16 protein-coding genes are annotated in these 21151 nt (G+C 72.7%); 14 read left to right on the top strand and 2 right to left on the bottom strand.

Features of this window, described 5'->3' with window-relative positions; all coding sequences use genetic code 11:
• The first annotated feature begins 87 nt into the window (after nucleotides 1-87).
• From folC to rodA, 8 genes are all read left to right on the top strand, one after another.
• Entirely contained in the window at nucleotides 88-1479 is a 1392-nt protein-coding gene (folC, locus tag ACWCXH_RS28110; RefSeq protein WP_449804273.1) for a bifunctional tetrahydrofolate synthase/dihydrofolate synthase, read from the top strand.
• Between the two features lies 1 nt (nucleotide 1480).
• Complete coding sequence (locus ACWCXH_RS28115; RefSeq protein ID WP_449804274.1) at nucleotides 1481-1828, top strand: DUF4233 domain-containing protein; 348 nt, start codon at nucleotides 1481-1483, stop codon at nucleotides 1826-1828.
• Between the two features lie 87 nt (nucleotides 1829-1915).
• Entirely contained in the window at nucleotides 1916-2329 is a 414-nt protein-coding gene (gene ndk, locus ACWCXH_RS28120) for a nucleoside-diphosphate kinase (RefSeq protein WP_449804275.1), read from the top strand.
• Between the two features lie 320 nt (nucleotides 2330-2649).
• On the top strand, nucleotides 2650-3675 hold the full coding sequence (locus ACWCXH_RS28125) for a rod shape-determining protein (protein WP_030256393.1): 1026 nt from the start codon (nucleotides 2650-2652) through the stop codon (nucleotides 3673-3675).
• 98 nt (nucleotides 3676-3773) lie between these two features.
• Nucleotides 3774-4736: a rod shape-determining protein MreC gene (mreC, locus tag ACWCXH_RS28130; RefSeq protein WP_449804276.1), complete on the top strand. Its 963-nt coding sequence runs from the start codon at nucleotides 3774-3776 to the stop codon at nucleotides 4734-4736.
• A gap of 3 nt (nucleotides 4737-4739) precedes the next feature.
• Nucleotides 4740-5381 (top strand): rod shape-determining protein MreD, encoded by a 642-nt coding sequence (gene mreD / locus ACWCXH_RS28135; RefSeq protein ID WP_449804277.1) that lies wholly within the window; start codon nucleotides 4740-4742, stop codon nucleotides 5379-5381.
• A 38-nt stretch (nucleotides 5382-5419) separates the two neighbouring features.
• Nucleotides 5420-7693 (top strand): penicillin-binding protein 2, encoded by a 2274-nt coding sequence (mrdA, locus tag ACWCXH_RS28140; RefSeq protein WP_449804278.1) that lies wholly within the window; start codon nucleotides 5420-5422, stop codon nucleotides 7691-7693.
• Between the two features lie 100 nt (nucleotides 7694-7793).
• Entirely contained in the window at nucleotides 7794-8993 is a 1200-nt protein-coding gene (gene rodA / locus ACWCXH_RS28145) for a rod shape-determining protein RodA (protein ID WP_449804279.1), read from the top strand.
• A gap of 125 nt (nucleotides 8994-9118) precedes the next feature.
• Here the strand turns inward: rodA and ACWCXH_RS28150 are convergent, their stop codons facing one another.
• The gene (locus ACWCXH_RS28150; RefSeq protein WP_449804280.1) at nucleotides 9119-10414 is read right to left on the bottom strand and encodes a M14 family zinc carboxypeptidase; all 1296 of its coding nucleotides are present in this window, start codon (nucleotides 10412-10414) and stop codon (nucleotides 9119-9121) included.
• 445 nt (nucleotides 10415-10859) lie between these two features.
• On the opposite strand from ACWCXH_RS28150, the gene ACWCXH_RS28155 reads away from it, so the two are divergent.
• From ACWCXH_RS28155 to obgE, 6 genes are all read left to right on the top strand, one after another.
• Nucleotides 10860-12788 carry a TIGR03960 family B12-binding radical SAM protein gene (locus ACWCXH_RS28155; protein ID WP_449804281.1) on the top strand — a complete coding sequence of 643 codons (1929 nt, stop codon included), beginning with the start codon at nucleotides 10860-10862 and terminating at the stop codon, nucleotides 12786-12788.
• Nucleotides 12789-13010: 222 nt separating this feature from the next.
• Nucleotides 13011-13811, top strand: coding sequence for a TIGR03936 family radical SAM-associated protein (locus tag ACWCXH_RS28160; protein ID WP_449804282.1), 801 nt, complete (start codon nucleotides 13011-13013; stop codon nucleotides 13809-13811).
• Nucleotides 13812-14209: 398 nt separating this feature from the next.
• Nucleotides 14210-17659, top strand: coding sequence for an Rne/Rng family ribonuclease (locus ACWCXH_RS28165; protein ID WP_449804283.1), 3450 nt, complete (start codon nucleotides 14210-14212; stop codon nucleotides 17657-17659).
• A gap of 228 nt (nucleotides 17660-17887) precedes the next feature.
• Nucleotides 17888-18205, top strand: a complete 318-nt coding sequence (rplU, locus tag ACWCXH_RS28170; RefSeq protein ID WP_030233759.1) for a 50S ribosomal protein L21 — start codon at nucleotides 17888-17890, stop codon at nucleotides 18203-18205.
• A gap of 14 nt (nucleotides 18206-18219) precedes the next feature.
• The gene (gene rpmA / locus ACWCXH_RS28175) at nucleotides 18220-18477 is read left to right on the top strand and encodes a 50S ribosomal protein L27 (protein WP_030058248.1); all 258 of its coding nucleotides are present in this window, start codon (nucleotides 18220-18222) and stop codon (nucleotides 18475-18477) included.
• Nucleotides 18478-18597: 120 nt separating this feature from the next.
• The gene (gene obgE, locus ACWCXH_RS28180; RefSeq protein ID WP_449804284.1) at nucleotides 18598-20076 is read left to right on the top strand and encodes a GTPase ObgE; all 1479 of its coding nucleotides are present in this window, start codon (nucleotides 18598-18600) and stop codon (nucleotides 20074-20076) included.
• Nucleotides 20077-20152: 76 nt separating this feature from the next.
• Here the strand turns inward: obgE and ACWCXH_RS28185 are convergent, their stop codons facing one another.
• Nucleotides 20153-20971 (bottom strand): hypothetical protein, encoded by an 819-nt coding sequence (locus ACWCXH_RS28185; RefSeq protein ID WP_449804285.1) that lies wholly within the window; start codon nucleotides 20969-20971, stop codon nucleotides 20153-20155.
• Between the last annotated feature and the right edge of the window lie 180 nt (nucleotides 20972-21151).

Here is a 21151-nt window from a genome sequence, read left to right on the forward strand (position 1 = left end):
GAAACTGGAGGGGATGGGTCGAGAACGGGCAAAGTGGTCGCTCTCACCCCGTGAGGACGCGCCGCCGACCCTCCGTAGACTGTGGTCGTGAGCGACAAGGCCGACCCGAACCCGTACACCCTCCGCCCCGCCGACGGCGGCACCGGCGACGCCCTGCGGGACGTCGAGCTGGAACTGGCCAAGCGCTGGCCGGAGAACAAGCTGGAGCCCTCGCTCGACCGGATCGAGGCGCTGATGGACATCCTGGGCCAGCCCCAGCGGTCCTTCCCGTCCATCCACATCACCGGCACCAACGGCAAGACCTCCACCGCCCGGATGATCGAGCAGCTGCTCAACACCTTCGAGCTGCGCACCGGCCGCTACACCAGCCCGCACGTGGAGACCGTCACCGAGCGCATCAGCCTGGACGGCGCCCCGATCACCCCCGAGCGCTTCGTCGAGGTCTACCGCGACATCGCGCCCTACGTCGAGATGGTCGACGCGCAGCAGCCGGTGCCGATGTCCTTCTTCGAGGTGCTGACCGGCATGGCTTACGCCGCCTTCGCCGACGCCCCGGTGGACGTCGCCGTGGTCGAGGTCGGCATGGGCGGCTCCTGGGACGCCACCAACGTCATCGACGCCGTCGTCGCGGTGATCACCCCGATCGGGCTGGACCACACCGACAAGCTCGGCGGGACCACCGGTGAGATCGCGGTCGAGAAGTCCGGCATCATCAAGTCCGGCGCGGTCGCCGTGGTCGCCCAGCAGCAGCTGGACGCCGCCGAGGTCATCCTGCGGCGCGCCGTCGAGGTGGACGCGACCGTCGCCCGCGAAGGCATGGAGTTCGGCGTGATCCACCGTGAACTCGCCGTCGGCGGCCAGCTGGTGACGCTGCGCGGGATCGGCGGCGAGGAGTACGAGGACGTCTTCATCCCGCTGCACGGCGAGCACCAGGCGCACAACGCGGCGCTCGCGCTGGCCGCGGTCGAGGCCTTCTTCGGCGTCGGCGGCGCCCGCGGCGGGCAGCTCGACCCGGACAAGATCCGCCAGGCCTTCTCCGGCGTCTCCTCGCCGGGCCGCCTGGAGGTCGTCCGCCGCAGCCCCACGATCCTCCTGGACGCCGCCCACAACCCGCACGGCGCCCGGGCCACGGTCTCCGCGATCAGCGAGTCCTTCGGCTTCACCCGCCTGGTCGGTGTGATCGGCACCTCCGGGGACAAGGACGTGGCCGGCCTGCTGGAGGCGTTCGAGCCGATCCTCGCCGAGGTCGTCATCACCCAGAACTCCACCCACCGCGCGATGGACGTCGACGCCCTCGCGGCGCTCGCCGTCGAGATCTTCGGCGAGGACCGCGTCCAGGTCGAGCCCCGCCTCGACGACGCCATCGCCGCCGCCGTCACCCTCGCCGAGGAGGAGGGCGACCTCGGCGGCGCCGGGGTGCTGGTCACCGGTTCGGTCATCACGGTGGGCGAGGCCCGCCTGCTGCTCGGGAGGAAGTGAGATGAGGACGCTCTGCTCCTCGACCTTGATCGGCGAGGCTCTCCTGATCATGTTCGCGGCGCTGGTCGCGATGCGGCTCTCCAGCGTTTCGACGGCCTCGGTCTGGATCGTCAGCGGCATCGCCATGGCGCTGTGCATCGCACTCTGCGGCATGATCAACCGCCCCGGCGCGGTGGCGCTCGGCTGGGCACTGCAGATCGGCCTGATCGTCAGCGGCTTCATCCTGCCGACGATGTTCGGGCTCGGGGCGGTCTTCGCCGCCCTGTGGTGGTGCTCGGTCCACTACGGCCGCAAGGTGGACGAGTTCAAGGCCGCCCGCGCCGCCGCCGTGGCAGCAGCGAAGGCCTAGACCGGCGGAACCGGCAGGTCGTTCACGCAAGGTAATCTCTGCCGTACCGCATACCATCTGCCGGACCGAATCCCCAGGAGACGCACCGTGTCCCAGCGCACTCTCGTCCTGCTCAAGCCCGACGCCGTCCGCCGCGGCCTGGCGGGCGAGATCATCAGCCGCATCGAGCGCAAGGCCGGCTGGCGGCTCGCCGCCGTCGAGCTGCGCACCTTCGACCGGGCGACGCTGGAGCAGCACTACGCGGAGCACGTCGGCCGCCCGTTCTACGAGCCGCTGCTGGAGTTCATGACCTCCGGCCCGTCGATCGCCATGATCGTCGAGGGCGAGGAGGTCGTCCCGGGCATCCGCATGCTGGCCGGCGCCACCAACCCGCTGGAGGCCGGGGCCGGCACCATCCGCGGCGACTACGCGACGATCACCCGCGAGAACCTGATCCACGCCTCCGACTCGCCCGAGTCCGCCGAGCGCGAGATCAAGATCTTCTTCCCGGCGCACGCCTGATCCGGCCCGGGCGACACGCCCGCAGGACCCGGGGACTGCCCCGGTCGGGACCATTGGCCCGGCCGGGGCATTCTTATCGGGAAATAGGGAACTGGCGATGCCGACACGGCGTCCCAATCCTCGGAGAAGCGATCACGCTCCGGACAATGGACGGTATGCCCCCACGTCGACGTCCGTGCCGCGGGGCGTGACTACGATGGACGCGACTCAAGGGCCCGGTAAGGCAGCTCAGCTGGTCTCCGCCCAAGCGTGGGCGTGCGCATTCGTCCACCCCCAGAACTCCGAGCCCGGGAAGGCACCCACACCCCATGGCGAGCAACCTGTCGTTCATCGGCCGCGACTTGGCGATCGACCTCGGAACTGCCAACACGCTGGTGTACGTCAGGGGCAAGGGGATCGTGCTCAACGAGCCGTCCGTCGTCGCGGTGAACACCAACACCGGCGGCATCCTCGCGGTCGGCGCCGAGGCCAAGAAGATGATCGGCCGAACCCCGGGCAACATCGTCGCCATCCGCCCGCTCAAGGACGGCGTGATCGCCGACTTCGAGATCACCGAGCGGATGCTCCGCTACTTCATCCTCAAGATCCACCGCCGTCGCTACCTCGCCCGCCCCCGCGTGGTCGTCTGCGTGCCCTCCGGCATCACCGGGGTCGAGCGCCGCGCCGTCATCGAGGCCTCCTCGCAGGCCGGCGCCCGCCAGGTGCACATCATCGAGGAACCGATGGCCGCCGCCATCGGCGCCGGGCTGCCCGTCCACGAGGCCACCGGCAACATGGTCGTCGACATCGGCGGCGGCACCACCGAGGTCGCGGTCATCTCCCTCGGCGGCATCGTCACGGCCCAGTCCATCCGGGTCGCCGGCGACGAGCTGGACAACGCGATCGTCCAGCACATCAAGAAGGAGTACTCGCTGCTCCTCGGCGAGCGCAGCGCCGAGCAGATCAAGATGAGCATCGGCAGCGCCTTCGGCCTCGAGGGCGAGAAGGACGAGCACGCCGAGATCCGCGGCCGCGACCTGGTCAGCGGCCTGCCCAAGACCGTCGTCATCTCCGCCGCCGAGGTCCGCGAGGCCATCGACGAGCCGGTCAACTCGATCATCGACGCCGTCAAGACCACCCTCGACCAGTGCCCGCCCGAGCTCGCCGGCGACGTCATGGACCGCGGCATCGTGCTCACCGGTGGCGGCGCCCTGCTGCGCGGCCTCGACGAGCGGCTGCGCCGCGAGACCGGCATGCCGATCCACATCGCGGAGAACCCGCTCGACTCGGTCGCGCTCGGCTCCGGCAAGTGCGTCGAGGAGTTCGAGGCGCTCCAGCAGGTACTCGACGCGCAGCCGCGCCGTTAGTACCGACGACACATCCGACACTCAACTGAACGGGCCGCCGCCGCCCGGGCCCCACAGCCCCGGCGGCCGGCCAGGTACGAAGGGGCAGTACCAGCACCGTGAGGGACACACGAGAGAGCCGGCTGCTGCTCATCCTGCTGGTGGCCGTCGCCTTCGCGCTCATCACCGTGGACATCAAGGGCGGTGAGAGCTCCCCGCTCGGCGGTGCCCGGCGCGCCGCCGCGCGCATCCTCGGCCCGGTCGAGCGTGGCGCCGCCACCGTCGTCGACCCGGTCGCCAACACCGTCCGGGCCTTCCGCGACACCGCCACCAACAGCGGCCGCACCGACCAACTCGCCCGCGAGAACACCGAACTGCGGCAGAAGCTCGCCTCCTCCGACATGGCCGCCGGCCGCACCAAGCAGCTCGACGACCTGCTGCGCACCGCCGGCGCCGGCGGATACACCGTCAAGGCCGCCCAGGTCATCGCGATCGGCCCGGCCCAGGGCTTCTCCTGGACCATCACCATCGACGCCGGCAGCGACGACGGCCTCACCCGCGACATGACCGTCATCAACGGCCAGGGGCTGGTCGGCCGGATCACCACCGTCGCCCCCACCACCGCCACCGTCCTGCTCGCCTCCGACCCCGGCTTCACCGCCGGCGCCCGGCTGGAGGGCACCGGGGAGATCGGCTTCGCCTCCGGCGGCGGCGACAGCCCGATGAAGGTCTCCCTGCTCAACGGCAAGGCGCAGGTCAAGACCGGCGACCGGCTGGTCAGTTTCGGCTCGCAGAGCGGCCGCCCGTTCGTGCCCGGCGTCCCGGTCGGCAAGGTCGTCGAGGTCCAGGCCAACGCGGGCCAGCTGACCAAGACCGTCCTGGTCGAGCCGTTCGTCCAGTTCACCCGGCTGGACCTGGTCGGCGTCGTGGTCGTGCCGCCGCGCACGGACCCGCGCGACGGCGTGCTGCCGCCCGCGCCCGCGCCCGCCCAGAGCCAGGCCCCGGGCGCTCCCGCCGCACCGGCGGCGCCCGCCACCACGGCTCCCTCCGCACCGCCCGCCAAGCCCACTGGGGGGAACTGAGCCATGCGCCTCGCCCGCATCCCCGTCTCCGCCGTCCTGATCCTCTTCGGCCTGATCCTCCAGGTCAGCGTCTTCGGACGGCTCCAGCTCCCCGGCGCCACCCCGGACATGCTGCTGCTCGTCGTGGTCGGCCTCGCCATGGTCTACGGGCCGACCGGCGGCTGCATCGTCGGCTTCTCGGCCGGACTGCTCGCCGACCTCGCGCCGCCGTCCGACCACGCGATCGGCCGCTACGCGCTCGTGCTCTGCCTGATGGGCTACGCCGCCGGGCTGCTGCGCCCGGAGCACGGCCGCCAGCGGTCCGTCTCCGGCGCGCTGCTCGTCGTCGCGGCCGCCGCCGTCGCCTCCACCCTCCTGTACGCGATGGTCGGCGCACTGGTCGGCGACACCGCGGCCCGGCACGTCGGGCTCGGCGGCCTGGTGATCAGCGCACTGCTGTACGACCTGCTGCTGGCGCCGTTCGTCGTGCCACTCGTGATGCTGCTCGGCCGCCGCTTCGGCCGCGACCCGGTGGCCGCCGCCAGCGACGGCGACGAGGGCGGCGCCGGCCTGGGCACGCTGGCCCGCTACCGCACCACCCGTGAGGTCTCCACGGGCCCGAACTACAAGAAGCGGCGCGCGCCCGGCTTCACCAAGCGCCCCTAGCCCCTGAACTCCTTCCCGCACCCTGGAGCGCACGAGACGTGAGCAACATCCCCGAGACCGGCCGAACCCGGCGGGTGACGATCCGTCTGGTGGTGCTGCAGATCCTGGTGCTGTCGCTGCTCGCCACCCTCGGCGGGCGGCTGTGGTACCTGCAGATCCGCAACGCCAGCGTCTACACCGCCAAAGCGACCGGCAACCACATCCGCGAGGTGGTCGAGCCGGCCGTCCGCGGTGAGATCCTGGACGCCTCCGGGCGGATCCTGGCCGGCAACGAGGCCCGCCTGGTGGTCTCCGTCAGCCGCACCTCGCTGCTCCAGCAGAAGGACGGCGGCAAGGCGGTGCTGGCCCGGCTGGCAGGCGTGCTCGGCATGCCGGCCAAGGACGTGCAGGAGAAGGTCCGGCTCTGCGACGCCAAGACGCCGCAGCCCTGCTGGAACGGCTCGCCCTACCAGCCGATCCCGGTCACCAAGGAGGCGACCACCCAGCAGGCGATGCAGATAATGGAGCGCCGCGAGGACTTCCCCGGGATCACCGCGCAGCCCACCGCCGTGCGCCGCTACACCGGCGCCGAGGGCGCCAACATGGCCCAGGTGCTCGGCTACCTCTCGCCCGTCACCGACGACGAGGTCAGCAAGACCGCCGACAAGACCGGCCTGGACCGCTACCTGCCGGCCGACCAGATCGGCCGGGCCGGCCTGGAGTCGGTGTACGACCGCGACCTGCGCGGCACCGCGGGCATCACCAAGCTGGAGGTGGACAACCTCGGCCGGGTGATCGGCACCGCCGGCACCGTCGCCCCGCAGACCGGCAACAACCTGGTCACCAGCATCGACGCCCGGGTGCAGAAGGTGGTCGAGGACAACCTGGCGCAGGCCATGAACGACGCCCGGAACACCTTCGACAAGGTCACCAACCGCAACTACGAGGCCGACTCCGGCGCCGCCGTCGTGATGGACGTGCACACCGGGCGGATCATCGCGATGGCCAGCGCGCCGACCTACGACCCCAACCTCTGGGTGGGCGGCATCAGCGGCAAGGACTACCAGGCGCTGACCAGCAAGGACTCCAACTTCCCGCTGCTGAACCGGGCCATACAGGGTCAGTCCGCCCCCGGCTCGACCTTCAAGGTCATCTCCACCACTGCCGCCGTGCAGGCCGGCTACTCGCTGGACGGGACCTACTCGTGCCCGAAGGCCATGACCATCGGCGGCCGCGAGTTCAAGAACTTCGAGAGCGAGAGCTTCGGGTCCATCTCCCTGGAGAGGGCGCTGGAGGTCTCCTGCGACACCGTCTTCTACGGCCTGGCGTACGACCAGTGGATGAAGGACGGCGGCATCAAGCCGAAGAAGGACCCGGGCGACTGGTTCTTCAAGACCGCCCACCAGTTCGGTCTCGGTGCCAAGACCGGCATCGACCTGCCGGCCGAGGTCCCCGGCCGGGTGCCGGACCGGCAGTGGAAGCAGTCCTTCTACGACAACAACAAGGACGCCTGGTGCGCGCAGGCGCAGAAGGGCGGCAACAGCTTCTCCGACCAGATCGCCCGGGAGAACTGCGTCGACGGCTACCAGATGCGCGCCGGTGACGCCGTCAACTACGCGATCGGCCAGGGCGACACCCTCGTCACCCCGGTCCAGATGGCCCGCATCTACTCGGCGCTGGCCAACGGCGGCACCTTCTACCGGCCGACCGTCGCCAAGGCGGTGATAAGCCCGAGCGGGGACCTCGTTCGCGAGATCGCCCCGCACGAGGACGCCAAGTTCCCCGGCGACCAGAAGCTGCTCAGCTACATCGACCAGGCCACCGCGGGCGTCATCACCAGCGGCACCGCCGCCTGGAAGTTCGTCGGGGCCGGCTGGCCGCAGAACAAGATCGAGCTGCACGCCAAGACCGGCACCGCCGAGGTCGAGGGCAAGCAGACCACCTCGTGGATGGACACGTACAGCAAGGACTACGCGGTCATCATGACGATCAGCCAGGGCGGCACCGGCTCCGGCGGTTCCGGTGACGCGGTCCGCCGGATCTACCAGGCGCTGTACGGCGTGGACGACAAGGGCAACGTCGACAACGGCAAGGCGCTGCTGCCCACCCCGCAGGCCGAGCTGCCGAAGTTCAACCCGGACGGCACCGCGATCATCAAGCCGGCCGCGTACACCGTCGAGGACCCGTCCGGCCTCGCCGACCCGGGCGTGACCGGCGGCTCCCCGCGGGTCTTCCTCGACCCGGCGTCGCCGGCCGGCCCGGCGACGACCCTGCTCACCGCGGCCGACGCCGCGCTCGAACCGACGCGCGGCGCGGGAAGGGGACGGGCATGAGCGAGCGGCGAGGGTACCCGCCCCCGGCCTGCTGGGGAGAGCGGATCATCAAGAGGCGCGTGTGGGCGAACGCCCCTGCCGAGCGAGGCGGGGTCGGCGCGTGAGCTCGTACGGTTCTTACCGGCAGGTGCGGCTCAGGCCGCAGCGCACCGGGGTGTCCAAGGCCCTCGCCAAGGACTCGCCGCTGTGGCGGCTGGACTGGATACTGCTGCTGGCCGCGCTGACCCTCTCGCTGGGCAGCTCGCTGCTGGTGTGGTCGGCCACCCGTGGGCGGGACTCGCTGACCCACGGGGACCCGCAGTACTTTCTCTACCGTCACCTCACCAACGTGGTGGTGGGGCTCGTGCTGTGCGCCGTGGTGATAGGGATAGGGAGCCGTCGCTTCCGGACGCTCGTGCCCTTCGTCTACGTCGCCGTGATCCTGCTGCTGTTGGCCACGCTCAGCCCGCTCGGCTCGACGATCAACGGCGCGCACTCGTGGATCCAGCTGGGCGGTGGGTTCTCCATCCAGCCCGCCGAGTTCGCGAAGCTCGGGATCGTGCTGGCGATGGCGGTCGTGCTGTCGGACCAGGTGGACGCGGGGGAGCGGGAGTTCCCCTCGCACCGGGTGGTCTTCCGGGGCCTGGTCTGGGCCTGCCTGCCGATGGGCCTGGTGCTGCTGATGCCGGACGCCGGTTCGACCATGGTGATGTCCGCGATCGTGCTGGGCATCCTGCTCGGCTCGGGCGCGGCCAACCGCTGGGTCCTCGGGCTGCTGGTGGCGGGCACCGCGGGGTCCGTCGCGGTCTGGAAGTTCGGGCTGCTGAGCAAGTACCAGATCGACCGCTTCGCCGCGTTCGCCAACCCGCAGCTCGACCCGTCCGGCGTCGGCTACAACACCGCGCAGGCCCGGATCGCGATCGGCTCGGGCGGGCTGACCGGCAAGGGGCTGTTCCACGGGACGCAGACCATAGGGCAGTTCGTGCCGGAGCAGCAGACCGACTTCGTCTTCACGGTGGCCGGCGAGGAGCTGGGCTTCGTCGGGGCGCTGGCGATCATCCTGCTGGTCGGCGTGGTGCTGTGGCGGGCCTGCCGGATCGCGCGGCAGGCGACCGACCTGTACGGGACGATCGTGTCGGCGGGGATCATCGCGTGGTTGTCGTTCCAGGCGTTCGAGAACATCGGGATGTGCCTGGGCATCATGCCGGTGGCGGGTATTCCGCTGCCGTTCGTGTCCTACGGCGGTTCGTCGATGTTCGCGGTGTGGATGGCGATCGGGCTGCTCCAGGCGGTGCGCAGCCAGCGGCCGATAGCGGCGTGAGGCGACGGGCCCGGGTTCTCGGGCCCGGGTTCTCGGGCCCGGGTCTTTGTGCCCGGGTTGAGGGCCGACTTGGGAGGGATCCCGGGTCGGCCCTCAACTGCTGTGCAGGGCTCGGATGTTGATGGCTAGCCGAGCAGGCACTCCGCCGCGGCGAGGGCGGCACGGGCCTGGTGGGCCACCTGCTCCTCGACCGGCACCCAGCGGGCGCCGAAGCGGTGGCGCAGCTGGTTCAGGCTCTCGGTGACGACGGCCCGGGCGCGCTCCCGGCCGGCCTCCGCGCCCGGGCCGCGGACATCGGCCAGCAGCCGCAGCAGCATCGACGCGACGCGCAGCGGCACGCGGGCCGCGACGATCGCGGCGGTGGTCACCCGGGAGACCGTGAGCGGCTCGGCGCACCAGTGCTCCAGCCACTCGTCCGCGACCGATGGGCAGACCGCCAGGTTGAACTCGGCGGCGCGCACCAGCGGGCCGTGCACGGCACGGGCGTGCGCGGGGACGCGGGCGAGCAGTGCGGCCAGCTCCTCGGCGCGGTCGCCCAGCGTGCGGGCCGCGGCGGCGACGGCAGGCCCGACGGCCGGGTGCGGGCGGGCGTCGCCGACCGCGTCGACGGACCACATCGGCACCTCCAGGACGGCCGTCACCCCGCCGTACCGGGCCGCGTACGACCAGGTGGACAGTTCCGGCTCGTCCGGCAGGGCCCGGGAGGCGCCGGTGCTGCCGGGGGTGGGCATCAGGTAGGTGCCCGGGGCGGGGCTGGCCCAGCCGATCGCGTCGAAGGAGTCGATGTCGAGCGGGACGCCGGCCCGGGCGGCGGAGCGGGCGAAGCGCTCGGACAGGCCCGGGACGGGGCGGGTGAGCTGGACGAAGGCGCCGCCGAAGTCGACACCGTGCAGCGAGCACTGGAGGAACGGGCGCAGCTCGTCGATGAGCCCGGTCAGGGCGACGCTCTCGGGCATCGGGCGGCGGCCGGCGCCGGGGGCCGGCAGCAGCTCGGGCTGCTCCTCGAAGGAGGGGCGGAAGAAGTGCTGGTAGTGCCGGCGCATGGTGAGCGGGCCGTCCAGCCAGCCGGCGTTGAGGGCGGCGCCGTCCGGGTCCAGGCAGAGCAGCAGGTGCCAGGAGACGCCGGGTCGGGCGGGGGCGGCCAGCAGCAGTTCGGCGAGCCGCACGGCGGCGGCGACGCCCACCGGCTCGTTGGGGTGCGGGCCGCCGACGGCCAGCACGGCGTGCGGGCCCCGGTCGACGGAGAGCAGCAGCAGGGGCCGGCCGGCCCGGGAGCGGCCCACCTCGCGCAGGCGGCAGCGGTCGGGGTGGCTGCGGGCCAGCCGCCGGGCCGCGGCCTCGGCGCCGGCGACCGTCGGGTAGCGGGCCGGGGTCGTGTCGATGGGCCGGGGCGGACGGACCCGCCGGCCGGTGTCGGTCATGCTTCTCCTTGCCCCCGGGCGCGGGGCTGCCGGGGGCGCGGACGGGTGCGCCGCCGACGCGGCCCGCGGGGCCGGGGTCGGGGCCTTGCGGGCCGGGGACGGTTCGCCGGTGGGAGAGTCGGCGCGGGCCGAGCGTACGGCCCAACCCCCCTCTCCGGAAGGGGTTCAGGGGTCTGTGGCGGAGCCCTGCCAGTAGCGCACGGGCCGTCCGGGGGCGTCAACGGCGGACGGTCCGGGAACGGCGGGCGCGCACCGCGCGTACCGGGGCGGGTGCGAACGACCCCGGTCGCGCCGGTGCGCGCCGAGGGCGGCCCGGCGGGCCGGGGCCGCAGACCAGGCCCGCCGGGTGGTTCCCCGGATTGGGCTACCCTTGAGGGTCACCCCTCCCAGCCGTCGCCTGCTGATGCGCGCGGCACCGGATCAACGTCGTAAGGGTTCCTAGTACATGACTGTCGAATCGGTCTTCCCACGCCTGGAGGCCCTCCTCCCGCACGTCCAGAAGCCGATCCAGTACGTCGGCGGCGAGCTCAACTCGACCGTCAAGGACTGGGACGCCTGCGACGTCCGCTGGGCGCTGATGTACCCCGACGCCTACGAGGTCGGCCTGCCCAACCAGGGCGTCATGATCCTCTACGAGGTGCTCAACGAGCGGGAGGGCGTGCTGGCCGAGCGCACCTACAGCGTCTGGCCGGACCTGGAGGCGCTGATGCGCGAGCACGGCGTCCCGCAGTTCACGGTGGACGCCCACCGGCCGGTGAAGGCCTTCGACGTGTTCGGCCTGTCGTTCTCCACCGAGCTCGGCTACACCAACATGCTGACCGCGCTCGACCTGGCCGGCATCCCGCTGGAGGCCAAGGACCGCGGCGAGGACGACCCGATCGTCCTGGCCGGCGGTCACGCCGCGTTCAACCCCGAGCCGATCGCGGACTTCCTGGACGCGGCCGTGGTCGGCGACGGCGAGCAGGCCGTGCTCGACATCACCGACATCGTCCGGGCCTGGAAGGCCGAGGGCCGCCCGGGCGGGCGCGACGAACTGCTGCTGCGCCTGGCGCGCACCGGTGGCGTGTACGTCCCGAAGTTCTACGACGTGGAGTACCTGGCCGACGGCCGGATCGGGCGCGTCGTGCCGAACGCCCCGGGCGTGCCGTGGCGGGTGTCCAAGCACACCGTCATGGACCTCGACGAGTGGCCCTACCCGAAGCAGCCGCTCGTCCCGCTCGCCGAGACCGTGCACGAGCGGATGTCCGTCGAGATCTTCCGCGGCTGCACCCGCGGCTGCCGCTTCTGCCAGGCCGGCATGATCACGCGCCCCGTGCGGGAGCGAAGCATCACCGGCATCGGCGAGATGGTCGAGCGCGGGCTGAAGGCGACCGGCTTCGAGGAGGTCGGCCTGCTGTCGCTGTCCAGCGCCGACCACACCGAGATCGGCGAGATCGCCAAGGGCCTGGCCGACCGCTACACCGAGGACAAGATCGGCCTGTCGCTGCCGTCCACCCGCGTCGACGCCTTCAACATCGACCTCGCCAACGAGCTGTCCCGCAACGGGCGCCGCTCGGGCCTCACCTTCGCCCCCGAGGGCGGCAGCGAGCGCATGCGCAAGGTGATCAACAAGATGGTGTCGGAGGAGGACCTCATCCGCACCGTCGCCACCGCGTACGGCAACGGCTGGCGCCAGGTGAAGCTGTACTTCATGTGCGGCCTGCCGACCGAGACCGACGAGGACGTCCTCCAGATCGGCGAGATGGCGAAGAACGTCATCCAGAAGGGCCGCGAGGTCACCGGCCAGAACGACATCCGCTGCACCGTCTCCATCGGCGGGTTCGTGCCCAAGCCGCACACCCCGTTCCAGTGGGCCCCGCAGCTGTCCGCCGAGGCCACCGACGCCCGCCTGGCCAAGCTGCGCGACTCGATCCGCGGCGACCGCAAGTACGGCAAGAACATCGGCTACCGCTACCACGACGGCAAGCCGGGCATCATCGAGGGCCTGCTCTCGCGCGGCGACCGCCGGGTCGGCGGGATCATCCGCGCCGTCTACGAGGACGGCGGCCGCTTCGACGGCTGGCGCGAGCACTTCTCGTACGACCGCTGGATGGCCTGCGCCGAGAAGGCCCTGGCCGGCACCGGGGTCGACGTCGACTGGTACACCACCCGCGAGCGCACCTACGAGGAGGTGCTGCCCTGGGACCACCTGGACAGCGGCCTCGACAAGGACTGGCTCTGGGAGGACTGGCAGGACGCCCTCGAGGAGGTCGAGGTCGACGACTGCCGCTGGACCCCGTGCTTCGACTGCGGCGTGTGCCCGCAGATGGACACGCACATCCAGATCGGCCCCACCGGCAAGAAGCTGCTGCCGCTGACGGTCGTCAACAAGTAGGCCCTCGGAACCTCCTCGACCCCCGGCCGGAGCGCTCCGGCCGGGGGTCGTCGGTGTGCGGCTGACCAGGGGCGGAGCGAGGGGTGCGGCGGGGCGCGTACCCTTTGAGGTGACAGAGTCCGGACAGTGGCGGGAATCCGCCGCGCCGGACGGGGACAACTGACTAAGGACTGAGCGACCCTGGCACGCCGTACGCCCGACGGTCCGCCGCCCGCGCCGACGGTGCAGCGGATCCGTCTCCGCTACACCAAGCGCGGCCGGCTCCGCTTCACCAGCCACCGCGACTTCCAGCGCGCTTTCGAGCGCGCCCTGCGCCGGTCCGCCGTGCCGATGGCGTATTCGGCCGGCTTCACCCCGCACCCCAAGGTGTCCTACGCCAACGCCGCCCCGACCGGGGTGGCCAGCGAGGCGGAGTACCTGGAGATCGGTCTCGCCGCGACCCGTGACCCGGAGTCGCTGCGGGCCCAGCTGGACGGGTCGCTGCCCGTCGGCCTGGACGTCATCGACGCGGTCGAGGTCCGGACGCCGAACTTCGTGGAGCGCCTGGAGGCCTCCGAGTGGCAGGTGCGGCTGGACGGCGTCGAGCCGCAGGAGGCGGCCCGCGCGGTCGCGGTGTTCCTCGCCGAGGAGCGGGTCGAGGTCCAGCGCCAGACCAAGAACGGCGTGCGCGTCTTCGACGCGCGCGGCGCGGTGGCGGCGCTCGAAGTCCTCGCGCCGCAGGTCGACGGTGGTACGGACACGGGGGCCGGAGCGGACCACGATGTTCGGACCGGCCGTCCCTGTGCGATACTGCGCCTGGTAGTACGACACGCCACACCCGCCGTACGACCCGACGACGTGTTGTCCGGTCTCCGTGCGACGGCCGACCTGGCGCCGCCGGTCCCCGCAGAGGTGACCAGGCTGGCGCAGGGGCCGCTCGACGAGGAGTCCGGCACGGTGACCGACCCGCTGGCGCTCGACCGCGCCGCGGCCACGGCCGGCTCAGATCCGGTTGCCGGGCCGCGCGCTACCGCGTCCGCCTAGCGGGCGGAGGCCGGGTCCAGTGCCTCACTGGGCCCGACGGCCCTCCAGGGTTCCCGCGGCTCCCCAGGGGAGCGAGCGTCGTCGCAGCACAGGCCGGCCTCTTGCGGCCCGCCGACCAGGACGGTCGGTGGGCCCGAGGACCCCGTCCGGGAGCCACCCGGGGTTGGGGGACGGCGCAGCTTGGGAAAACCTCAGAAGACTGGTCAGACCAGAAGACTTTCGACACCCCGCCGAGCGTGGGGCGCCGAGCGAGACTACGAGCCCCTGTGCGGCCTCGCGTCCGCGCGGCGGCACCGTGAGAAGGTCCGGCCCGCGCATCGTGAACGATGCCGGCCGGCCACAGGTGCCGCGCCGTGCCCGGATGCGGAGCCCGGGGGCCTGACGGGAGATCCACCCGCATGCTCGATAACACCGATCCGCAGCAGTCTGCGACGGAACAGAACGACACCGGTGCGACCGGTGGCGAGGGCGCGTCCACCGCGCCGCCGCGCCGCCGTCGCCGCGCGGTGTCCCGCCCCGCGGGTGCTCCGCAGGGCGCGGCGGCCGAGGCCGCCGAGACCGTGATCCCGGCCGAGGCACAGGCCGCCCCGGCCGCCGCCGATCAGGCCCCGGCCGCCGAGCCGGTGGCCGAGAAGCCCGTCCGGGCCCGCCGGGCCCGCAAGCGCGCCGAGGCCCCCGCCGGGGCGCCGGAGGCGACCCCGATCGTGGTCACCGCGCCGGACGCCGTCGAGGCCCCGGTCGAGGAGGCCCCCGCGGCCGAGAAGCCGGCCCGCGCCCGCCGGACCCGCAAGCGCGCCGAGGCCCCCGCCGCCGAGAGCGTGGCCGTGGAGGCCCCGGCCGCCGAGCCGGTGGCCGAGAAGGCCGAGCAGCCCGCCGCCGAGGAGGCGCCCGCCGCCCCGGCCCGCCGCACCCGCCGCCGTCGCGTGGTCGAGGCCGCGCCGGTCGTCGAGGCCCCGGTCGAGGAGCCGGTGGCCGAGGGACCTGAGGTCGCGGAGGAGGCTGCCGAGGAGGAGGCCGCCGAGGTGGCCGAGGCCGCGCCCGCGCCGGTCGCCGAGCCCGCCCCGGCCGTCGCGGCCGAGCCCTCGCACCGGGTGCGCCGCCGCGCGGTGCGCCCGTCCACCGCGATCTTCCAGCCCCCGGTGTTCCAGGAGCCGGCCCCCTACACCGCCCCGGCCGCGCCGCAGCAGCCCGTTGCGGAGCCGGCGCCGGTCGAGGCCCCGCCGGCCGCCGAGCGCGAGGACGACGAGTACGAGTACAGCGGCGTCGGCCGTCGCCGCCGGGTGCGCACCCGGGTCGAGCCGGCCCGCGCGAAGGCCGCCGCGAAGGCTGCCGCGAAGACCGTCGCGAAGGCCGCCCCGAAGGCCGTCGAGGCCCCGGTCGAGGAGCCCGCCGCGGTGGAGGCCCCCGTCGCCGGTCCGGAGACCGAGGGGGAGTGGGAGGACGACGGCCGTCCGTCGCGCCGTCGCCGCCGGGGTGGCCGTCGCCGCCGCCGTGGCGAGGCCGAGGAGTTCGAGGCCGAGGCCCACGAGGTCGAGCAGCCCGCCGAGGAGCCGGCCGCCGCCGAGGAGGAGGGCGAAGAGGACGACGACCTCGCCGCCGGCCTGTCCTCGTCGCGCCGTCGCCGCCGTCGTCGCCGCCGCAGCGGTGAGGCCGGCGCGGTCGAGACCGCCGAGACCACCGAGGACGGCGTCCGCACGGTCGTGAAGGTGCGCGAGCCGCGCCGCCGCTCCACCGAGCCGTCCTTCGACCCCGACGAGGTGCAGTCCATCAAGGGCTCGACCCGTCTGGAGGCCAAGAAGCAGCGCCGCCGCGAGGGCCGCGAGCTGGGCCGCCGCCGCGTGCCGATCATCACCGAGGCCGAGTTCCTGGCCCGCCGCGAGTCGGTCGAGCGCGTCATGGTGGTGCGCCAGAACGGCCAGCGCACCCAGATCGGCGTCCTCGAGGACGGCGTGCTCGTCGAGCACTACGTCAACAAGGAGCAGGCCACCTCGTACGTCGGCAACGTCTACCTGGGCAAGGTCCAGAACGTGCTGCCGTCGATGGAGGCCGCCTTCGTCGACATCGGCAAGGGCCGCAACGCGGTGCTGTACGCCGGCGAGGTCAACTTCGGTGCGCTCGGCGGCCACGGCGGCCCTCGCCGGATCGAGTCGGTGCTGAAGTCCGGCCAGTCCGTGCTCGTGCAGGTCTCCAAGGACCCGATCGGCCACAAGGGCGCCCGCCTGACCAGCCAGATCTCGCTGCCCGGCCGCTACCTGGTCTACGTGCCCGAGGGCTCGATGACCGGCATCTCGCGCAAGCTCCCCGAGAACGAGCGCGCCCGCCTGAAGCAGATCCTCAAGAAGATCGTCCCGGACGACGCGGGCGTCATCGTGCGCACCGCGGCCGAGGGTGCCTCCGAGGAGGAGCTGACCCGCGACGTCCAGCGCCTCCAGCAGCAGTGGGAGGACATCCGGAAGAAGGCCGCGACCGGCAACGCCCCCGCGCTGCTGTACGGCGAGCCGGACATGACCGTCCGGGTCGTGCGCGACATCTTCAACGAGGACTTCACCAAGGTCATCGTCTCCGGCGACGAGGCGTGGCAGACCATCCACGAGTACGTCTCCAACGTGGCCCCGGACCTCGCCGAGCGGCTCCAGCGCTGGACCTCCGAGGTGGACGTGTTCGCCACCTACCGGATCGACGAGCAGCTGATGAAGGCGCTGGACCGCAAGGTCTGGCTGCCCAGCGGCGGTTCGCTGGTGATCGACCGCACCGAGGCGATGGTCGTCATCGACGTCAACACCGGGAAGTTCGTCGGCCAGGGCGGCAACCTGGAGGAGACGGTCACCCGGAACAACATCGAGGCGGCCGAGGAGATCGTGCGCCAGCTGCGGCTGCGCGACCTCGGCGGCATCATCGTGATCGACTTCATCGACATGGTGCTGGAGTCCAACCGGGACCTGGTGCTGCGCCGCCTGCTGGAGTGCTTGGGCCGGGACCGGACCAAGCACCAGGTGGCCGAGGTCACCTCGCTGGGCCTGGTCCAGATGACCCGCAAGCGGGTCGGCCAGGGCCTGCTGGAGTCCTTCTCCGAGTCCTGCGTGCACTGCAACGGCCGCGGCGTGATCGTGCACATGGAGCAGCCGAGCGTCCACGTCCACGCCCCGGCGGCCGCCGCCGTCGAGGCGGGCCCGGGTGGCGGCAAGCGCCGTCGCCGGGGCAAGGGCGGGGCGGGCCACGAGGAGCCGCAGGCCGTCGAGGCCGCGCCGGTTGCCGAGGCGGCCGTCGAGGTCGTCGAGGCCGTGGAGGTCGTCGAGGCCCCCGCCGAGCCGGTGCGCGAGGAGATCGAGGGCCAGCTGGCCCTGGAGGTCCCGGGCGTCGAGGCGCCGGTGGCCGAGGCTCCGGTCGGCGAGGCCCCGGCCGTGGAGGAGGCTCCGGCCGCCGCTCCGGCGGGCCGGACCCGCCGCCGCGCGGTGCGCAAGGCGACGGCTCCGGCCGGGTCGCCGCAGGGCGCCGAGATCGTGGTGCTGCAGGCGAAGGCCGACGCGGCGCTGGAGGCGGCCCTGGAGGCCGCCGCCGTGGCCGCCGCGGCTCCGGCCGAGCCGGTCGCCGAGGAGGCCCCGGTGGAGGCTGCTGCGGAGGCCGTGGTCGTGGAGGCCCCCGCCGAGGAGGCCGCTGCCGAGGCCCCCGTCGAGGAGGCGCCGGCGCCGAAGAAGCGGGCCGCGCGCAAGACCGCCGCGAAGAAGACCGCCGCCAAGAAGACGACGACGGCGGCCAAGAAGACCACCGCCCGCAAGACCGCGACCAAGCGGACGAGCGCGGCGGCCAAGAAGGCGGCGGCCGCCGAAGGTGATACGGCGGCCGAGTAGTGCCCACGCCCGGGGCGGGACCCCTCCCGCCCCGGGCCGTACGGGCCGGTTTGCCCACGGGGCGGCCGGTCCGTATTCTTGACCATCGGCGTGTCTACGCCACGCTCCCGAGCACATCACCTTCCCGGGTTCGCCGCGTCCGCGCGGAGGGCGGGGAAGAGGCCCCTGTGTCCGTACCCAGGTGGCTGGCGTCGGGGGTTCCGACCGAGCAAGGAAAGCAGGTACCGCATGTACGCGATCGTTCGCGCAGGCGGCCGCCAGCACAAGGTCGCCGTGGGCGACGTGCTGGAGATCGACCGTATCGAGGCCAAGCCGGGTGACTCGGTCGAGCTCTCGACCATCCTCGTCGTCGACGGTGACGCCGTCACCTCCGACCCGTGGGTCCTCGCCGGCGTGAAGGCTCACGCCGAGGTGGTCGACCAGACCAAGGGTGACAAGATCGTCATCCTGCGCTACAAGAACAAGACCGGCTACCGCCGTCGCCAGGGTCACCGTCAGAAGCACACCGCGGTGCGCATCACCAGCATCGACTCGGTCAGCAAGTAAGGGGATAGCCAAAAATGGCACACAAGAAGGGCGCAAGCTCTACCCGCAACGGCCGTGACTCGAACGCCCAGCGCCTCGGCGTGAAGCGCTTCGGCGGCCAGGTCGTCTCCGCCGGCGAGATCCTCGTCCGCCAGCGCGGCACCCACTTCCACCCGGGTGCGGGCGTCGGTCGCGGTGGCGACGACACCCTGTTCGCGCTGACCGCCGGTGCCGTGCAGTTCGGCAACCGCCGCGGCCGCAAGGTCGTCAACATCGTGGCCGTCGAGGCCTGAGTCCCCGCGGACTCACGAGTCGCAACTGACTCACAATGAGGGGTGGGCCGGAATGATCCGGTCCACCCTTCTTGCTTTACCGCAGGTAGCAACAGACTCATCCGTACTGGAGGCACACCCATGACCACCTTCGTGGACCGCGTCGAACTTCACGTCGCCGCGGGTAACGGGGGCCACGGCTGCGCCTCCGTGCACCGGGAGAAGTTCAAGCCGCTCGGCGGGCCGGACGGCGGCAACGGCGGCGAGGGCGGCAGCGTGATCCTCACCGTCGACGCGCAGATCACCACCCTGCTCGAGTACCACCACTCGCCCAAGCGCAAGGCGACCAACGGCAAGCCCGGCGCGGGCGGCCACCGCACCGGCGCCGACGGCCAGGACCTCGTCCTGCTGGTGCCGGACGGCACCGTCGTGCTCGACCGCCAGGGCAACGTGCTGGCCGACCTGGTCGGGCACGGCACCAGCTTCGTCGCCGCCCAGGGCGGCCGCGGCGGCCTCGGCAACGCGGCGCTCGCCTCGGCCCGCCGCAAGGCGCCCGGCTTCGCGCTGCTCGGCGAGCCCGGCGAGGCCCGCGACATCCTCATGGAGCTCAAGTCCGTCGCGGACGTGGCCCTGGTGGGATACCCGAGCGCCGGCAAGTCCTCGCTGATCTCGGTGCTCTCCGCCGCCAAGCCGAAGATCGCGGACTACCCGTTCACCACGCTCGTCCCGAACCTCGGCGTGGTCACCGCGGGCGACACCGTCTACACCATCGCCGACGTGCCCGGCCTGATCCCCGGCGCCAGCCAGGGCCGCGGCCTGGGCCTGGAGTTCCTGCGCCACGTCGAGCGCTGCTCGGTGCTCGTGCACGTGCTGGACTGCGCCACCCTGGAGCCCGGCCGCGACCCGCTGAGCGACCTGGAGACCATCGAGGCGGAGCTCGCCGAGTACGGCGGCCTGGACGACCGTCCGCGCCTGGTCGCGCTCAACAAGGTGGACGTCCCGGACGGCCAGGACATCGCCGACCTCACCCGGGCCTCGCTGGAGGAGCGCGGCTACCAGGTGTTCGAGGTCTCCGCCGCCTCCCGCAAGGGCCTGCGCGAGCTGAGCTTCGCGGTGGCGAAGATCGTCGCCGAGGCGCGCGCCGCCAAGCCGGTCCAGGAGTCGACCCGGATCGTGCTGCGGCCCCAGGCCGTGGACGACGCCGGCTTCACCATCACCGAGGAGGACGGCGCCTACCGCATCCGCGGCGTCAAGCCGGAGCGCTGGGTCCGTCAGACCGACTTCGCCAACGACGAGGCCGTCGGCTACCTCGCCGACCGGCTGGCCCGCCTCGGCGTCGAGGAGCAGCTGTGGAAGGTCGGCGCGCACGAGGGCGACACCGTCATCATCGGCCCGGACGAGAACGCCGTCGTCTTCGACTGGGAGCCGACCATGGCCGCCGGCGCCGAGATGCTGGGCCGTCGTGGTGAGGACCACCGCTTGGAGACCCAGCGCCCGGCGGTCGACCGGCGTCGCGACAAGCAGAAGGGCCGGGACGCGGCCGAGCAGGAGTTCCTGGAGTTCGAGGCGCTCTCCAGCGGCCGCCAGGCCGCCATCGAGGGCGACGACGAGGACCACTGAGTCCGCTGACGCCGACGGCCCCCGCCACCTGTCGAGGTGGCGGGGGCCGTTCGCGTCGCTCAGGTCCGACGGGGCGTCACTTCGCCCAGGAGGCCTGGATCTTGCTGATGTCGTTCGGGTCCCCGTAGCCGACCGCCGCCGGGGTGACGCCCGCCGGGAAGCTGTAGATGTCACAACCCTTGAACTCCACGCCCTTGGTGGCACCCGAGAAGCTCGGGGTGTTGCACTTGGCGACCGGAGTGCCGGCCGAACCGGCGGGGGTGGCCGACTTGCCGTCCGCGGAGTAGAGCCGGAACAGGGAGTTCGGGGCGGCGAAGGTCAGCTTGGAGTCACCGAGGTTCTTCATCGTCCAGCTGACGTAGAAGAGCGAGCGGCCGTCCAGGCCGACGGTGGAGGCCTTGGCGTCCTGGAGGTCCTTGATGGACCCCGGGGCGATGCCGGTGACGTTGATCTCCAGCTTGGCGGCGGCCTTGAAGTCCTTGTCCGAGAAGTCCACGCTGGCCGGCTGGCCGAACTTCACCGCGGTGGGGGCCTGCGGCACGCCCTGGCCGCCGCCGGACCCGCCGCCGGTCGCGTCGGCACCGCCGGTGGCGGCGCCGCCGGTGGCGGCGCCGCCCGTCGCGGCGCCGCCCGTCGCGGCGCCGCCCGTCGCGGCGCCGCCCGTGGCGCCGGCGGTGGCCCCGCCGGTCGGGGCGGCGGTCGAACCGCCGGTCGTACCGGCCGTGCCGGCCCCGCCCGCGGTGGCGCCCGGGGCGCCCGAGGTCTGTACCGGAGCGGCGCCGGTGGCGCCGCCCGTCGCGGCCGGGTCGTTGTTGTCCGGGCCGCAGGCCGCGAGCGAGAGTGCGGTGGCCGCCGCCAGGGCGGCGACGGTCAGCTTCGTGGTGTACGAACGCATGATGCGCTTTTCTCCTGGGCGCGCGGCCGCGAACCGTTGCCGGCCTTTGCCCAGTGCGGCGCCGCCCGATGACAGGGAGGTCGAAGACGAGTGGGTCCAGCGGGCAAGAAGCCGTCCCCCGATCTGGCTTTCGGTCAGGGACCATACCAGCCATCCGGATTGGCGGCCGGGCTGTGGCGA

The organism is Kitasatospora sp. NPDC001660 (assembly GCF_053596725.1).

Excerpts from the sequence above, each read along its gene's own strand:
- ACWCXH_RS28165 (WP_449804283.1), top strand. The coding sequence starts at position 14,210 with ATGCTCGATAACACCGATCCGCAGCAGTCTGCGACGGAACAGAACGAC.
- ACWCXH_RS28150 (WP_449804280.1), bottom strand. The coding sequence starts at position 10,414 with ATGACCGACACCGGCCGGCGGGTCCGTCCGCCCCGGCCCATCGACACG.
- rpmA (WP_030058248.1), top strand. The coding sequence starts at position 18,220 with ATGGCACACAAGAAGGGCGCAAGCTCTACCCGCAACGGCCGTGACTCG.
- obgE (WP_449804284.1), top strand. The coding sequence starts at position 18,598 with ATGACCACCTTCGTGGACCGCGTCGAACTTCACGTCGCCGCGGGTAAC.
- ACWCXH_RS28185 (WP_449804285.1), bottom strand. The coding sequence starts at position 20,971 with ATGCGTTCGTACACCACGAAGCTGACCGTCGCCGCCCTGGCGGCGGCC.
- ACWCXH_RS28115 (WP_449804274.1), top strand. The coding sequence starts at position 1,481 with ATGAGGACGCTCTGCTCCTCGACCTTGATCGGCGAGGCTCTCCTGATC.
- ACWCXH_RS28155 (WP_449804281.1), top strand. The coding sequence starts at position 10,860 with ATGACTGTCGAATCGGTCTTCCCACGCCTGGAGGCCCTCCTCCCGCAC.
- rplU (WP_030233759.1), top strand. The coding sequence starts at position 17,888 with ATGTACGCGATCGTTCGCGCAGGCGGCCGCCAGCACAAGGTCGCCGTG.
- mreD (WP_449804277.1), top strand. The coding sequence starts at position 4,740 with ATGCGCCTCGCCCGCATCCCCGTCTCCGCCGTCCTGATCCTCTTCGGC.